13 protein-coding genes are annotated in these 15,975 nt (G+C 68.8%); 8 read left to right on the top strand and 5 right to left on the bottom strand.

Going from position 1 to position 15,975, the window contains the following annotated elements:
• Positions 1–22 precede the first annotated feature (22 nt).
• From I6B53_RS07920 to I6B53_RS07910, 3 genes are all read right to left on the bottom strand, one after another.
• Positions 23–1,393, bottom strand: a complete 1,371-nt coding sequence (locus I6B53_RS07920; RefSeq protein WP_216763727.1) for a Na+/H+ antiporter family protein — start codon at positions 1,391–1,393, stop codon at positions 23–25.
• A gap of 89 nt (positions 1,394–1,482) precedes the next feature.
• Positions 1,483–2,286, bottom strand: coding sequence for a pyrroline-5-carboxylate reductase (proC, locus tag I6B53_RS07915; protein ID WP_216763726.1), 804 nt, complete (start codon positions 2,284–2,286; stop codon positions 1,483–1,485).
• 155 nt (positions 2,287–2,441) lie between these two features.
• A complete protein-coding gene (locus I6B53_RS07910; RefSeq protein WP_216763725.1) occupies positions 2,442–4,346 on the bottom strand; it encodes a helicase HerA-like domain-containing protein in 1,905 nt (634 codons plus the stop codon).
• A 185-nt stretch (positions 4,347–4,531) separates the two neighbouring features.
• Here I6B53_RS07910 and I6B53_RS07905 point away from each other — a divergent pair, with 185 nt between their 5' ends.
• The 3 genes from I6B53_RS07905 (at position 4,532) to holA (ending at position 8,180) form a co-directional block, all read left to right on the top strand.
• A complete protein-coding gene (locus I6B53_RS07905) occupies positions 4,532–5,506 on the top strand; it encodes a ComEA family DNA-binding protein (RefSeq protein ID WP_216763724.1) in 975 nt (324 codons plus the stop codon).
• Complete coding sequence (locus I6B53_RS07900; protein ID WP_216763723.1) at positions 5,494–7,023, top strand: ComEC/Rec2 family competence protein; 1,530 nt, start codon at positions 5,494–5,496, stop codon at positions 7,021–7,023. The genes I6B53_RS07905 and I6B53_RS07900 overlap by 13 nt, the downstream gene beginning before the upstream one ends.
• A gap of 170 nt (positions 7,024–7,193) precedes the next feature.
• Positions 7,194–8,180: a DNA polymerase III subunit delta gene (gene holA, locus I6B53_RS07895; RefSeq protein ID WP_216763722.1), complete on the top strand. Its 987-nt coding sequence runs from the start codon at positions 7,194–7,196 to the stop codon at positions 8,178–8,180.
• Between the two features lie 561 nt (positions 8,181–8,741).
• Here holA and rpsT read toward each other — a convergent pair.
• Positions 8,742–9,005 (bottom strand): 30S ribosomal protein S20, encoded by a 264-nt coding sequence (gene rpsT / locus I6B53_RS07890; protein WP_216763721.1) that lies wholly within the window; start codon positions 9,003–9,005, stop codon positions 8,742–8,744.
• Between the two features lie 237 nt (positions 9,006–9,242).
• Complete coding sequence (locus I6B53_RS07885) at positions 9,243–9,908, bottom strand: type II toxin-antitoxin system PemK/MazF family toxin (RefSeq protein ID WP_253953824.1); 666 nt, start codon at positions 9,906–9,908, stop codon at positions 9,243–9,245.
• A gap of 167 nt (positions 9,909–10,075) precedes the next feature.
• On the opposite strand from I6B53_RS07885, the gene I6B53_RS07880 reads away from it, so the two are divergent.
• From I6B53_RS07880 to I6B53_RS07860, 5 genes are all read left to right on the top strand, one after another.
• Positions 10,076–11,233, top strand: a complete 1,158-nt coding sequence (locus I6B53_RS07880; RefSeq protein ID WP_216763720.1) for a hypothetical protein — start codon at positions 10,076–10,078, stop codon at positions 11,231–11,233.
• A gap of 135 nt (positions 11,234–11,368) precedes the next feature.
• A complete protein-coding gene (lepA, locus tag I6B53_RS07875) occupies positions 11,369–13,228 on the top strand; it encodes a translation elongation factor 4 (RefSeq protein ID WP_216763719.1) in 1,860 nt (619 codons plus the stop codon).
• Between the two features lie 119 nt (positions 13,229–13,347).
• Positions 13,348–14,106, top strand: coding sequence for a tRNA (guanosine(46)-N7)-methyltransferase TrmB (gene trmB / locus I6B53_RS07870; RefSeq protein ID WP_216765415.1), 759 nt, complete (start codon positions 13,348–13,350; stop codon positions 14,104–14,106).
• Positions 14,103–15,356 (top strand): radical SAM family heme chaperone HemW, encoded by a 1,254-nt coding sequence (gene hemW, locus I6B53_RS07865; protein WP_216763718.1) that lies wholly within the window; start codon positions 14,103–14,105, stop codon positions 15,354–15,356. Before trmB ends, hemW begins: the two co-directional genes overlap by 4 nt.
• Positions 15,357–15,550: 194 nt before the next feature.
• Positions 15,551–15,958, top strand: coding sequence for a cupin domain-containing protein (locus I6B53_RS07860; RefSeq protein WP_216763717.1), 408 nt, complete (start codon positions 15,551–15,553; stop codon positions 15,956–15,958).
• Positions 15,959–15,975 lie beyond the last annotated feature (17 nt).

The following is a 15,975-nucleotide window of genomic DNA, read 5'->3' as shown; positions in this document are numbered from 1 at the left end:
CGACCTGCCTGACCCCCGGCCCTCACAGAACCATTGCTGCGACCCACCCGGCAAGCAGCAAGGGGACGTTGAAGTGCAGGAAGGTGGGGATCACCGTGTCGCGCATGTGGTCGTGCTGACCGTCGACGTTCAAGCCACTGGTCGGGCCAAGCGTCGAGTCGGAGGCCGGCGAGCCAGCGTCGCCCAGGGCGCCCGCCGTGCCGACGATCGCCACCGTCGCAATGGGGGAGAATCCCAGGGCGATGCACAGGGGCACGTAGATCGTCGTGATGATCGGCAGGGTGGAGAAGCTGGAGCCGATGCCCATCGTGATGACCAGTCCGACGACGAGCATCGCCAGGGCGGCGCCCGCCTTGTTGCCGGAGAACAACTCCGCCGAAGCCTTGACCAGCGGCTCGATGTGGCCGGTGGCCTTCATGACCGAGGCGAAACCGTTCGCGGTGATCATGATCAGACCGATGAGGGACATCATCCGCATGCCGCCGGAGAACACGTCCTCCGCGTCGCGCCACTTGACCACGCCGGTGGCGACGAAGAGCAGCAGACCGATGAGTGTGCCGATGAGCATCGGGTCGGCCTCCGACCCGGACAGGGCGAGCCACGTCTGCAGGCCCACGCAGATGATGATGGCGCCCAGGGCCACGAGGACCTTGCGCCCGTCGATGACGGGCGCACCCGAGTCGATCTCCGCCGTGTCGGCCACCGTGTCCTCCACGTCGTAGTCACGCGGCTTGCGGTAGGTGACCAACAGGGCGGTGAGCAGGCCCAGGGCCATGCCGGCGGCGGGGATCGCCATGGCTTGCAGGGGGTTCACGCCGGTCACGTCCAGACCGGCCTCGCCGATGAACTTGTAGAGCAGGTCGTGCAGGAAGATCCGGCCGAATCCGATGGGCAGGAACATGTAGGTGGTGACCAGGCCGAAGGTCATTGCGCAGGCGATGGCGCGACGGTCGATGCGCAGGCGGCTCATGACCACGAGCAGCGGCGGGATGAGCAGCGGGATGAAGGCGATGTGGATGGGGATGAGGTTCTGGCTCATCACCGCCATGGCCACTGTGCCGCCGACGATGCCCCACTTGGTCCAGGCAGCGACCTTCGACGTGGCCGAATCGTCCTCGCCGTCCAGGCGGTCGATGATCCACGAGGCCAGGAGTTGAGGCAGACCCGAGTGGGCCACCGCCATGGCGAAGGCGCCGAGCAGCGCGTAGGACAGGGCGATCTTCGCCCCGCCGGCCAGGCCCTCCTGGAAGGCGACCATTGTCTGGCCCAAGGACAGTCCGGCGACGATTCCGCCGGTCAGGGCACCGATGAACAGGGACAGGACGACGTGCACGCGCAGCAGGGCGAGCACCAGCATGACGAGGACGGACAGGATGACGGCGTTGAGCAGCATGGGGAGCTCCGTGATGGGGTGGGATGCGGGAGGCGGGCGCGTGGCACCCGCCCGCGGAGGCAGGTCGTGAATGCGGGGTGGCTGGGATGTCAGCCGAGCTGCGCGTCGCGTGCGACAGCGGCGTCGACGGCGTGGAGAAGGGCCGTTGACAGGCCCGCCTCCTCACCCGCGAGCAGACCCGCGATGGTCGTCCCACCCGGTGAGGTCACCCGGTCGATGAGTTGGGCGGGGACCACACCCTTGGCGCCCTCGGCAAGGACGAGGTCGGCCGATCCGGCCACGGCCTGCGCGGCGATGCGCACGGCGGTGGCCTTGGGAAGCCCGTACTTCACGCCGGTACGCGCCAAGGAGTCGATGATCTGGAAGACCCATGCGGGGCTGCAGCCCGCCAGGGCGGAGAAGGCGGGGAAGTCCTTCTCGTCCAAGGTGACGGTGGTGCCCACGGATTCCATGAGGCGGGTGACGACCGCCAGGACCTCGGGGTCGACTTCGGCCGAGCAGATGCCGGTCATGGAACGGCCGATGAGGGCGTTGACATTGGGCATGACGCGCACGACGGGCACACCCACCCCGAAGTCGGTGACGATGGCGCCGATGGTGCGCCCGGCGGCGATGGAGACGACGGTGGATTCGCGCTCGCGGACGACCTCGGCGATCTCACGGATGACGGCGGACTGGACTTGGGGTTTGACGCCCAGGACGACGATGTCGACCTGCTGCGCCAAGGAGGTGTTGGAGGGGGCCCAGGATGCGCCGACTTCTTCGGCCAGTGCTGCGGCCCGCGCGCCCGTGCGATTGGTCAGGACGAAGTCCGTGGCCGAGATTCCGGCGGCGACGGCTCCGCGCACGATGGCGCTGACCATGGCTCCGGTGCCGATGAACCCGATGCGCATGCGAATCCCTTCCTCGTACTGCCCGTGCTGCGACTGGGCGTCGCGTGCTCATCGCACTCTAACGCGGTGAAGGTGGGTGTGGTGGGTGCGTCCGCGCCAAGGGCGCGGGCGGCCTCGGGCTTCTTGTCAGTGGTGCTCGCGTGCTCCGCCCCCGCTCAGCGCCTCGTGCCGAAGATGCTTCGGGTGATCTCGCGTCCGATGACACTGCCGGCCGAGCGGACCACGGAGCCAAGGGCCTTCTCGATGAATCCGTTGCGGCGCGCGGCGGCCTTCTCGGCCGCCTTCTCCTCGGCGATGCGGCGGCGTTCCTCTTCACGGGCCTCGCGCTCTGCGGCGCGTTCGGCTTCGCGGGCCGCACGTTCGGCTTCCTTCTGGGCTTCACGCGCCGCGCGTTCGGCCTCCTTGGCCTGCGCCTTCTCGGCCGCGGCAGCAGCCTTGGCCTCGGCGGCAGCGGCAGCCTCCTCCGCCTTGCGGGCCTCCTGCTCTTTGGCGGCCGACTCGCGCTCACGCTGAGCGTCCAAGGAACGCTGCTCCAGGATCTCCTTGGCGGACTCGGGGTCCACCACTTCGGAGTACTTCTGTGCCAAAGGTGAGGCCGCCAGGATCCCCTCGGGAACGCCCGCGCCGGCGGGCCCCATGGTCGAGGTCGGCGCCCACATCTTCGTCGGGGCGACAGGGGTCGGCTGACCCTTGGGTCCAAGGACCGTGACGATCGCTTCGCCGGTGCCCAAGGTGGTCAGGATCTCGTCCAATTCCAGGTCGGTCTTGGGGAAGGTCTTCACCGTCTGCTCCAGTTTCACCTGGTCGGCAGGCGTGATGGCGCGCAGACCGTGCTGGACGCGCGAACCCAACTGGGCCAGCACGTCCGCGGGGATGTCCTTGGGAGTCTGGGTGACGAAGACGACGCCCACCCCCTTGGAACGGATGAGACGCACAGTCTGGACCACCTGGCGGATGAACTCCTTCGTCGCGTCCGCGAAGAGCAGGTGGGCCTCGTCGAAGAAGAACACCAGCTTCGGCTTGTCCGCGTCGCCGACCTCGGGCAGGTCGGTGAACAGATCCGCCAGCATCCACATGATCGCGCTGGACACCAGTGCCGGACGCGACTGGATGTCACCCACCCCCAGCAGCGAGATGATGCCACGCCCGTCCGTGGCCACGCGCAGCAGGTCGGAGGTCTCGAAGCCGGGTTCACCGAAGAAGGTGCCACCGCCCTGCGCCTCCAGGGCCGTCAGGGTGCGCAGGATGACGCCCGCAGTGGCTTTGGAGACCCCGCCGATCTCCGCCAGCGCCTCCTTGCCTTCCTCGGAGGTGAGGAAGGTGATGACGGCCCGCAGGTCGCCGATGTCGATGAGGTCCAGCCCGTGCTGGTCCGCCCACGCGAAGATCAGTTGCAGGCACTGCTCCTGCGTGGTGTTGAGGTCGAGGGCGCGGGCCAGCAGGATCGGGCCGAAGTCGATGATGCGCGCCCGCACGGGCACACCCGTGAACTGCACCTTCGCATCACCCAGGGTGAGTAGCTCCACGGGGAAGCCCTGAGCGGTCCACGGTTGCCCATTGGCGGTGGTGCGTTCCAGCAGCTTCGGGGAGGCGGGCCCGCCCTCGGCAATGCCCGTGAGGTCCCCCTTGACATCACACAACAGGACCGAGGTGCCCGCCGACGACAGGCCTTCGGCCAACAGCTGCAGGGTGCGGGTCTTGCCCGTGCCAGTGGCCCCGGCCACAAGCATGTGGCGGTTGACGATCGACAGGGGGATGGCGGTGGTGACGCCGGGGACGGGGGAGTCGCTGTCCAACAGGGTGCCCAGAATGATGTGGGGGACGTCGAAGGAGTAGGCCTGCTTGATTCCGGCGGCGAATGGGCTGAGGTCCGCGTCGGGGACCGGCGCAGAGGGGGTGGGCAGCGCCGCCTCGACAGGCGACGAGGCCGGAGCCCCTGCCGCCTCAAGCGCGGCTCGCGCCGCCTCCGCCTGGGCGCGGGCCGCCTTGGCCTCGGCCTCGGCCGCTCGTGCTTCTGCTTGGGCCAGTTGTGCCTTCAGGGCTTCGATGTCCTCACTCACGAGGAAGATTCTAGGCACGGCCACCCACGTCTGGGACGGTGAGTGGACGACGGGAGCCGGTCGCGCCGTCCACAGGCCGGCTGGCGTTGGGTGTCTTTCCACAAGGGGACGAGGGGGGACCGCCTTGTCCACAGGGGCGCGGCCCAGGGGTACCGGTCGACGGGGGCGGCTTCTAGCGTGGCGGCATGCAGCACGTCTCCCGGATTCGCCGACGGCTCCTCACCAGAGCGGTCTTCGACGCGGCCTCCCACCCGCAGGGACGCGAGGGCGGTACGGCCGGCGAGGACCAGGGCGTGCCTCCACCAGATGCCGGTGGGCCGGACCTCCGCATTGGAATGGAAGGCCGCTTCGAAGGGGGAGGGCAAGCGGGGCGTCGACGAATCAGAGAGGGTGCGGCTCCTTGGGACCAGTGGCGCCGCCACTCCTACGGGCAGGAGGATCCGCCTGTGGCCCTGCGCCTGCTGCCGAGCCCGCCAGTGGCAGCAGTGCTGGTCGTCGTCCTGACCATTCTTGCCGGGTGGGGGATCCTCCGAATGGTGCTGGCCGGAGGAACGGCGCCGCAGGACTTGGCCCACGCCCAGAGCGACACGCCGGCGCGTGAATCCGACCAAGCAGACGGTGACCTGGGGTTGATGCGCGAGGACGCCGGGCCCGTCTCCGCCCAGTCCGCAGCCGGGCCGGGCCAGGCCCTGCGCGACGAAGGAGCGCCGGCCGGGACGACCACGCAGGTGACCGTGTACGTCAGCGGCCAGGTGGCCCGTCCCGGTGTGGTCGTCCTGCCTCAAGGGGCCAGGGTCCACCAGGCCGTGGCGGCAGTGGGCGGGCTCGGGCCGCAGGCCGACCCGTCGAGTGTGAACATGGCTCGGATACTCCTGGACGGCGAACACGTCCTCGTCGCCGCCTTGGGGCAGGCCTCACCGCCGGCCGACGGTGGCCCCGGCGCCGGTGGGGGAGCAGACGCTGCGGCCTGCGTGGACCTGCGCACCGCTGACGCCACCACGTTGGAGACACTGGACGGCGTGGGGCCGGCGCTCGCGGGTCGCATCATCGCCCACAGGAAGAGAGGGGCTCCCCTGGACAGCCTGGCCGACCTGGACGCCGTGCCCGGCATCGGGCCCGCACTGCTCGCACGGATCGGAGCGGGCACGTGCCAGAAGTGACCCCTCCGCGGGTGCGGGACCTGCGACTGCTGGCTCCCGCCGTTGCCCTGTGGGTGGGGGCATGGGTCGGGACATCCGAGGTGGCACTGGCACCCGCTTGGGCGGGGGCGACGCTGGTCGCAGGTGGCCTCACCCTTGTCGCCATCCCGGCGCTCGCCCAGCGCGCATCGCGCCGCCCTCGTCACGCGGCGGCACCCGTCGGGTCCCTGCTCGCAGCTGCGGCCCTGGTCCTGTGCGCGCTGGGGGTGGGTTTGAGCGTGGGCTGGGCGGCCCAGCACCAACGCCAGGCGGATCCCGTCGTCACCCTGGCTCGCGATCCGCCCGCGCAGGTCGAATTGCTGCTGCGACTCGAAGCCGACCCTCGATCGAGCACGGCCCGATGGGAACGCGGAGCGATGACCGTACGGGCGCGGGTAGACGGCTCCGCCTCCGGCGCCACAGTGCTGCTGCGCGCTCGCGGAATGGAGAGCCTGGCCAGGGGAGATCTGGTGCGTGCGAAGGGAGGACTGGACCCCGCCTTTCCCGTAGGTGGCACGTGGATCGGCACCCTGCACGCCGACCAGGTGAACCCGGTCGAGCGACCCGGAGGATGGCGGGGAATCTCACGCGAGGTGCGCGCCTCCCTGGTGCGCGTGTGCGGCGACCTGGATCCCCAGGCACAGGGTTTGGTCCCGGGGTTCGCCATCGGCGACGACTCCCGCTTGCCGCACGACCTGGCTGAAGCCATGCGCGCCACCTCCCTCACCCACCTTACGGCGGTCTCCGGGGCGCATGTGGCGATCCTCATGGCAGTGGTGATGCTGCCGTTTCGGAACCACCGCGTCCTCGGCGTCCTGGTTCCGGCGCTGGTCCTGGCCGCCCTGGTGGCACTGGTCGGACCTGAGCCGTCCGTCCTGCGAGCCGTCTCGCTGGCGGCGGTCCTCATGGTCGGCACTCTGGCCCGTAGACCCGGCAGCGCGGAGGCAGCATTGTCGCTGGTGGCAGCCGCTTTCATCCTGGCCGACCCGTGGGCTTCCCGATCCTTCGGGCTGGTCCTGTCCGTCGCGGCGGCATGGGCGGTGCTCGTGCCCGCACACACGTGGGACCGGGTGATCCGTCGGAAACTTGCTGAAGGAGGCCCGGCGCGCACGCTTGTGCGAGCAGTGGCACGTGCGGCAACAGTGCCCTTGGCCTGCCAGATCGTCGTGGCTCCGATTCTCCTGCTGCTGAGACCCAACCTGCCCACGTGGGGGGTCCTGGCCAATGTCCTTGCCGCACCCGCCGTGGCACCGGCGACCCTGCTCTCACTGGCAGCCACCGCCCTTGCGCCCGTGGTGCCGGGCCCGGCCCACGCCTTGGCACAAGCCGCAGCCGTCTTCACCGGATGGATCGCCGGGGTGGCCGAGCACCTGGCGGCCTGGCCGTGGGCAGGCCTTCCTCTTGCGACAGGACCAGGACCCCTCGCCCTGGTCCTGGCACTCGGCGCCGGGGGACGGCTGGCGTGGACCTGGGGGCGAGGGCGCTGGAATCTCCACTGACCTCACCCGTCGGGCCGTGCGCCGCCCCATCTGCGGGGGCGTGCGCACCATCGTTTCGGTCGTGGAGGCCGGCAAGGACGCCTCCCTGCCACTGCTCACCCGAGATGTGGCAGGGGCGTGACACACTGGTCACCGACCGGAGCCGATGGGACATGCAAGGGGGAGGGCCAATGGCAGGACGCGCGCCTCGAAGGGGGACACCGGCCCCGGTGAAGGTGGAACTGGCTCCCGTCGTCCTGGTCAAAGGATCCGAAGGACTGCTTGCCGACCGTGCCACCGCGAAACTGCGGGCCCTTGCGCTGCAAGCGGACCCGAATGTCGAACGCACCGAACTGGGTGCCGCCACCTACCAGGCGGGACAATTGGAAGTCATCACCTCGCCCTCACTCTTCGGTGAGGCGCGACTGGTCACCGTGCCCGACCTGGAAGCACTCAACGAGGCCCTTCAAGAAGACCTCCTGGCCTACTTGGTTGCACCGGCGCCCGACGTGTGGCTGATCCTCAGACACCCGGGCGGAAACGCCAGGGGCAAGAAGGTCACCGACGCTGTCGCCAAGGCCGGATTCCCCGTCATTGCGGCCGAACCCCTGAAGAAGGACGCCGACAAACTCGACCTGCTGCGCGCCGACGCCAAGGAACGTGGGCGTGCCCTGGACAATGACGCCGCTCAGATGCTGGTCGAGGCCCTGGGGGAGGACGTGAGGTCCATGGCGGCGGCCCTCGCCCAGCTCATGGACGATGTCGAGGGGCGCATCACCGTCGAACACGTGCGCACCTACCACGGGGGTCGGGTGGAGGCGAAGGGATTCGACGTTGCCGATGCAGCCATTGCCGGGCAGAGTGCCCGCGCGCTCACCCTGCTGCGTCACTCCTTGGCCACCGGTACCGACCCGGTGCCCCTTGTCGCCGCCCTGGCCATGAAGGTCCGCCAACTGGCCAAGGCATCGATCTGCGGTTCGGCCCAGGCGGCGGGCATGAGCCCGTGGCTCTTCGACAAGGTCCGCCGCGATCTGCGCGGATGGGATGACACGAGTCTTGCGGCGGCCGTCGAGGCCGTCGCCTTGGCCGACGAGGAGGTCAAGGGCCTGTCGAAGGACCCACATCGGGCGATCGAGAAGGCCGTCATCACCGTGTGCAGACTCCGCGGCAGCCGCTGACCCCCAGTGCGTGCGAGGGTCTGGCCCGCACCTCTTCCTGCACAGAGTCCCCACGGGCGTGCTTGGACATAAGGCTCCCGGTTGCCCGATTTCCGTCGGAGGGGCATTCGTGCCGATGATGCTGCATCGCGCCGACGTTGCTGTTCTCCTCCCGACGTTGCAGCGTCGGCAGCTGGGGCGTGGTGTCGGTAGCCGGATCACGATGTCGGAAGCAGCCCCCTGCGAACAGCCCGCCCTCGCCTCAGATGATGCCATCGGTGAGCCATTCCGCACACAATGCGCGCCATTGAGGCCTCCACGCCTCAGCGGAAGTGGCTGGATTCCGGGCTTTCGGGAAGCCGTCGAGCGGAGCGGCAAGCGGCATTGTGTGCGGAATGCGCGGCGGCCCGGTGCTCCATCCTCCCGGCGATCAGTGGGTGGCCCCCTCGAAGTCGACCCCTTCTGCCCTTCAACTCACGTTCCGCCCCGACCCCAAGTGCGCGGGAGCCCCGGCAGACGTGCAGGCGCCGGTGACCACGTGGGTCACCGGCGCCTGTCCAGTGGTCGATCGGTGAGGCGGGCTCAGCCGAGGGAGGCCACGCGATGCGCGAGCTTGGACTTGCGGTTCGCGGCCTGGTTCTTGTGGATGACGCCCTTCGAGACGGCCTTGTCGAGTTTGCGCGAGGCGACACGCAGGGCCTCGACAGCGGCCTCCTTGTCGCCGGCCTCGACGGCTTCGCGGGCCCTGCGCACGAGGGTCTTCAGCTCGGACTTGATGGCCTGGTTGCGCACGCGACGCTTCTCGTTGGTGCGGATCCGCTTCATCTGGGACTTGATGTTCGCCACAGTCGGATGACTCCTTGGAATTCGTTCGGACAGGTCGGTGAGGGCTGTGCCAGAACCGGGACTGGGACGTGGGGACATCCACGAACGGTTCGGACCAGACCCCCTGCCCGACCAGGCCGGGAGTCCGACTGGCCACATTACCAGCCGGGTGGGGCTCACTCCAATCCCCGAAGGGGATCCCGGCGCGTGAATACGCTCACCGTTCAGGCCGTGCACCCGGAGCGGGCAGAGGCAGGTTCACTCCACCGGACAGTCGCGGATCGCCTCCAGCAACGCCTCGAAAGTGGAACGGGGCAGGGCGGCTCCCTCGCGCCTGATCTCAGAGGCAGGCACCCACAGAGGGCGGTTGAGACGCACCTCGGAAGGACGCCCCTGCGGGTCCCAGTCGCCGCTGCCGATGTCGAACCAGTAGCGGCCCCAGCGTGCCTCCTGCGCCGCGTCCCGGTCATGGTCCTTCGACGTCATCTGTGCGACGTGCACCCCGCTGCCGGCGCGTGAGAGCACGACCACGGGCCGGTCCTTCCCCTTGGACGAGTCCTCCTCGTACGGGATCCACGTCCACACGACCTCACCCGGATCGGCGTCCCCGTCGTCGGCCGGCGCCCACTGCGCACCCGCCAAGGCAACTGCGCGCGTGACCTCGTGGACGCCGGTCCCGCCCTCGCCCCCCGAAAAGGTGGGGGAGCGGTGCGGTGTCGAAGCGGATGAGGAAGGTGTGGACGAACGCGGCGTCGGCCGCGAGTCCGCGCGTCGACGCTCATTGCGGGTGGCGGTCCCACTCGACGCACTCGACCTGCGTGAGCGGCTTGACGGCGAAGCGGTTCCGCCGATCGCCCCTTGGAGGACCGAGTTGAGGAAAGTGCGACCAAGGCCAAGGAGCATGTCGAGGAAAGGGGAGCTCATGGGCCCATCGTCGCGTGCGGCCAGGAGCTCTGTCCACAGGCCCTGGTCGCACGATCCTCCATCCACAAGGGTCGGGCCGCCACTTGTGGCTGACGGAAAGTGAAGGACAGAATCTTTGTGGAACGAATCGTTTCGACGTGATGTCAACCGTACAAGGAGATGCTCCGATGGCACGACACATGACAGCAGGCAGACGAGCAGGCAAAGGCCGTGGCCAGGCGCGGCGCAGGCCGGGGCAGGGTGGGTGGCGGCGACGCCGACGAAGCCTGTTTCCCCCGCAGGCGTCGCCCATCGAAGCCGACGCCCCCGGCACCAGCGCCTTCCCCGCCCAGCGGCGAGCCCGGATCGACGGGGGAAGCTGGCCCTTCTCCCCCTACGAGGTGCCCGGCCTGTCCGCAGCCCTTCGCACCCATCAACACGGGTCCGTCGCCCGCGCCATCGACATGGTGGATGAAATCCTGGCCGAGCACGGCAGCGAGATCTCGCCGATCGCCAAGATCCACGTGCTCAAACTGCTTGTCGACTGGCATGCCGAGGTCGGCAACGAAATGGAAGCCAAACGCCGGGCCAGTCGGGCCGTGCGTGTGGCCATGGCTGAACTCGGCCCACTGCACGAAATCACCCTCGTCATGCGCAACTCCGAGCTGTACTGGATGTGCGTCTGCGGCTACGAGGACCTGGCCTTGAACGCCTTCGCGCAACTGCTGCGCGACATCCGACGCGCTCCCGAGGTGCCACCCGGATTCGAATTCGTCGTACGCAACAACTCGGCAATGCCCCTCAAGGCCAAGGGTCTGTGGGAAAGGGCCGCCCGCGTCTACCGGGACCTGGTGGCCGACATGCAGGGCACTGTCGACCAGGGCGACCCCATGTACCTCATGACCAGGAACAATCTGGGGGAGGTTCTGGCAATGGACCGACGCTTCGCCGAATCCACCGCGGTATACGAAGGCCTCATGGAGGATCTGCTGGAAAGTCACCACTGTGGCGATGAGAGGATTCTCGAACTGCGGCACCTCATCGCCTTGAACCACCACGAGGACGGGAACGTGGCTCTGGCCCGCGAACAGTGGTCCATCCTGGTCGAGGACTGTCGACGCCACCTGGGTGAGACCCATTCCCTCACCGGCAGGCAGCGCATGCTGCAGGTGGGCCTGGCCCTGGACGACGGTGACACCTGGCGCGCCGCACGCTGGTGCCGCGCCCTCGTCGACAACCCACCCGCCGGATTCGGACCCGAGGAGATCGCCCATTTCACGGACTTGCTCGACATCGTGTCAGGTGAGGGGCCGGCGGGCGAGGGCGGGGATGCCTTCGGACTTTGAGCACCCACCCGGGGGCCGCCCTCGCCGCGCGGGTACGGGCGGAGTGTGCGCGACGCGGCACCGGTCAGGTTGGCGCCGGCGGGTGTGAGGATGGGACGATGGTGGGCAACGCCCGACACCTGACGGAGGTCCTCGTTGTCCCCCATCCCCACGCCCGCCCAGGAGGCGTCGATCCGTCCTGCGCACACCGCGCAGGAACACATCCGGAACTTCTGCATCATCGCCCACATCGACCACGGCAAGTCCACCTTGGCCGACCGCATGCTGCAACTGACCGGGATCGTCCAGGCGCGCGACATGAAGGACCAGTACCTGGACCGCATGGACATCGAACGTGAACGCGGCATCACCATCAAGTCCCAGGCCGTGCGCATGCCCTGGGCCGTGGACGATGTCGCCTACGCCCTGAACATGATCGACACCCCCGGCCACGTCGACTTCTCCTACGAGGTCTCCCGGTCGCTGGCGGCTTGTGAAGGCGCCGTCCTACTGGTCGACGCCGCCCAAGGGATCGAAGCCCAGACCTTGGCGAACCTGTACCTGGCCATGGAGAACGACCTGGCCATCATCCCCGTCCTGAACAAGATCGACCTGCCCGGAGCCCAGCCGGAGAAGTACGCCCACGAACTGGCCCAACTCATCGGCTGTGACGAGGACGAGATCCTGCTGGTCTCGGGAAAGACGGGCGCGGGTGTGCCCGAGCTGCTCGACCGCATCGTCGAGGTCGTCCCGGCTCCCTCCGGCGACCCGCGGGCCGCCACCCGCGCCATGATCTTCGACTCCGTCTACGACACCTACCGCGGAGTCGTGACATATGTGCGAGTGGTCGACGGAATGCTCTCCACCCGCGAGCGGGTCAAGATGATGTCCACCGGCGCCACACACGAGCTGCTGGAGATCGGCGTCATCTCGCCCGAACCCTCGCCCTCGACGGGAATCGGTGCGGGCGAGGTCGGCTACCTCATCACCGGCGTGAAGGACGTGCGCCAATCGAAGGTCGGCGACACCGTCACCGCCCAACACAAAGGAGCCACAGAGCCCCTGGCCGGCTACCAGGACCCCAAACCCATGGTCTTCTCCGGCATCTACCCGGTGGACGGCTCCGACTTCCCCGACCTGCGTGACGCCCTGGAACGCCTGCAACTCAACGATGCGGCCCTGACCTACGAACCGGAGTCCTCGGCGGCCCTGGGTTTCGGCTTCCGCTGCGGCTTCCTCGGCCTGCTCCACCTGGAGATCGTCCGCGAGCGCTTGGAACGCGAATTCAACCTGGACCTGATCGCCACCGCGCCGAATGTCGTCTACCAGGTCACCAAGGAGGACCGCGAGGTCGTCCGCGTCGACAATCCCAGCGAATACCCCGAGGGCAAGATCGCGGAGGTGCGTGAACCGGTGGTCAACGCCACCATCTTGACCCCCACGGAATTCACCGGCACCGTCATGGAGCTGTGTCAGGAACGCCGCGGCGCCATGAAGGGCATGGACTACCTGAGTGAGGACCGGGTCGAGATCCACTACACGCTGCCCTTGGCCGAGATCGTCTTCGACTTCTTCGACCACCTCAAGTCCCGCACCCGCGGCTACGCCTCCCTCGACTACCACGAGTCCGGAAACCAGGTGGCCGACTTGGTCAAGGTTGACATCCTGCTGAACGGGGAACGCGTGGACGCCTTCAGCGCCATCGTCCACAAGGACGCCGCCTACCAGTACGGGTTGCGCATGACCAAGCGTCTGAAGGAACTCATCCCCAGGCAACAGTTCGAGATCCCCGTGCAGGCGGCAGTCGGCTCGCGCGTCATCGCCCGCGAGACCATCAAGGCCTTGCGCAAGGACATGCTGGCCAAGTGCTACGGCGGCGACATCACCCGAAAGCGCAAGCTGCTGGAGAAGCAGAAGGAAGGCAAGAAGCGGATGAAGTCGATCGGAAGGGTCGACGTCCCGCAGGAGGCCTTCATCGCTGCCCTGACCAGCGACGTTCCCACGGGAAAGAAATGACGGCGCCGGTGTCGGGCCAGGGGCGAGGCGGCGAGGGCACACCGACCCTTGGCCCCGAGCGGGCGGGCAATGCCGAACGCCGCCGACGCGAGGGGGATGCGCCCGCAGGCGAAGTCTTCATGGCCCGCACGAAGTCCTTCACGCGACGCTCGCGAGAACTGCCCGCGAACTTGCAGCGCACGTGGCAGGCACACGCGCACCGCTTCGTCGTCGACGTGCGTCGCGGCGTCGGACACACCACCGTGGCCGAGGACTTCCGCCTGGACCTGCCGCACCTTTTCGGCCGATGCGCCCCGGTGACCCTGGAGATCGGCTCGGGCACCGGCGAACAAGCCGTCCACGCGGCCGCAGCCCATCCGGAATGCGACTTCCTGTGCTTCGAGGTGTGGGTGCCGGGCATCGCCAAACTCGTGTCCAAGGCGGTCGAGGCCGGCGTGGACAACATCCGCGTCATCGAGGCCGACGCCCAGCAGGCCCTGCCGATCGTCCTGGGTGAGGCCAGCATCGACGAGGTGTGGACCTTCTTTCCCGATCCGTGGCGAAAGTCGCGCCACCACAAGCGCCGCCTGGTCCAAGCGGGCTTCGCCCTGGAGGTGGCGCGGCTGCTCGTGGACGGGGGCCGGTGGCGCCTGTCCACCGACTGGCAGGACTACGCCTGGCAGATGCGTGACGTGGTCGAGGCTTGCCCCGCCTTGGTCAATCCGCATGCGGGGGAACGGCCCGACGCGGCCGACCCGCGCGGGGACCACGGCGGATTCGCCCCCCGCTGGGACGGGCGCCTGGTCACCCACTTCGAGACCCGCGGACATGCTGCTGGGCGTGTCTCACGTGACGTGCTGGGGGTGCGGCGCTCGCGCGCAGAGGCTGACCCGGCGTGAGCCCCGCCCAGCCCGAGGGGCGGCAATGGCCGTCGGACGGGCGCCTGGACGGCGACCTTGCCGAGGTCGGGGCCGGGCGTCCTTTCAGCGTCTACGTGCACGTGCCCTTTTGCACACGGCGTTGCGGCTACTGCGACTTCAACACCTACACGGTGGGTTTCGGGCCGGGCGCCGAACCCGACTCCTATGCGGACACGGTGGTGGCCGAGGCGCGCCTGGCCTCCACCGTGCTGGGCCGGGCCGGTTTCGGTGAGCGCCCCGCCTCCACGGTCTTCCTCGGGGGAGGGACCCCCACCCTGTTGGCCGTGGGTGAGATCGCACGCATCCTTGAGGGGGTGCGCACCCACTTCGGCGTGGCCGGCGGGGCGGAGGTCACCGTCGAGGCGAACCCGGACAGCGTCGACGCTGCGGCGCTGGCCGGCCTGGCCGCAGCCGGGGTCACCAGGGTCTCCTTCGGGATGCAGTCGGCGCTTCCGCATGTGCTGGCGACGCTGGAGCGCACCCACCGGCCCGAACGTCTTCCGCTGGTGGTTGCTTGGGCGCGTGAGGCGGGTCTGGAGGTGTCGGTGGACCTCATCTACGGCACGCCGGGAGAGAGTCTGGGGGATTGGGAGCGCTCCCTCGAGGTGGCGCTGGGGCTTGGAACCGACCACGTGAGCGCCTATGCCCTGGTGGTGGAGGAGGGGACCCGCATGGGGGTGCAGGTGGCGCGCGGTGAGCTGCCCGAACCCGACCCGGATGACGAGGCCGCCAAGTACGAATTGGCGGACCGCTTGCTGGGGGAGGCGGGCTTGGCCTGGTACGAGATCTCGAACTGGGCCAGGCGCGGAGGGGACGAGGGCGGCCTGCCCGCCTCCGCCCTGCGCCGTGCGAGCCGACACAACCTGGCCTATTGGCGTGACCATGACTGGTGGGGGCTGGGGCCGGGAGCCCACTCCCATGTGGGGCGTACCCGCTGGTGGAACGTCAAACACCCGCGCGCCCACGCGGGGCGCGTCCAGGCGGGTTCGTCCCCGGCGGCGGCGGGGGAGGTCCTGGACCCCGCCACGCGGGAGTTGGAGCGCATCATGTTGGCGGTGCGCACCAGCGACGGGGTGGAGGTGCCAGAAGGGCTCGCCCCTGAGGCCATCGCCGCTCTGGTGGCCGATGGTCTGGTCGACGGTGCCGCAGCCCTGCGCGGGCGGATTCGCCTCACCCTGCCAGGGCGCCTACTGGCCGACCACGTGACACGGGTGCTCACCCAGGAGTGAGGCCGGGACGAATGCCCTTGTCGCGTCGCACGACCTGGAGACCTTCGGCTCGGCACCCGGGTGTCGCCGAATCGTCGAGGCGTGGCGCCTGTCGGGCCCACCCCTGCGCGCAATCGGGAGGGAGCGGGCATAGGATCGAAAGCGCCGACCGCCCGATCGGGGCGGGCGACACGAAGGACTGATGGAGGAGTGTCATGAGCGTGGACCACGGACCCAACCCCTACGTCGTCAACATTGAAGAGGCGACGACGCAGAACACGAACTACCGCACGACCCTGTGGACGGGCAGCAACCTGCAACTGACCGTCATGAGCATCGAACCCGGCCACGACATCGGGTTGGAGGTCCATGAGGACCACGACCAGTTCCTGCGCATCGAGGACGGACGGGCCCGGGTGCAGATGGGCCCCGCGAAGGACCAACTCACCTTCGACGTCGAAGCCTCTGACGATGATGCGATCTTCATTCCCGCGGGCTCGTGGCACAACCTCACGTCCATCGGCCAGACTCCGCTGAAGGTCTACTCGATCTACGCCCCGCCGGAGCACGCGCACGGCACCGTGCACGCGACTCGGGAGGAGGCCATTGCCGCCGAGCACTGATTCGCCCGAGCGTCACA

It is taken from the genome of Schaalia sp. 19OD2882, from assembly GCF_018986735.1.
Classification (GTDB): domain Bacteria; phylum Actinomycetota; class Actinomycetes; order Actinomycetales; family Actinomycetaceae; genus Pauljensenia.
This window is presented reverse-complemented; position numbering and strand designations above follow the sequence as displayed.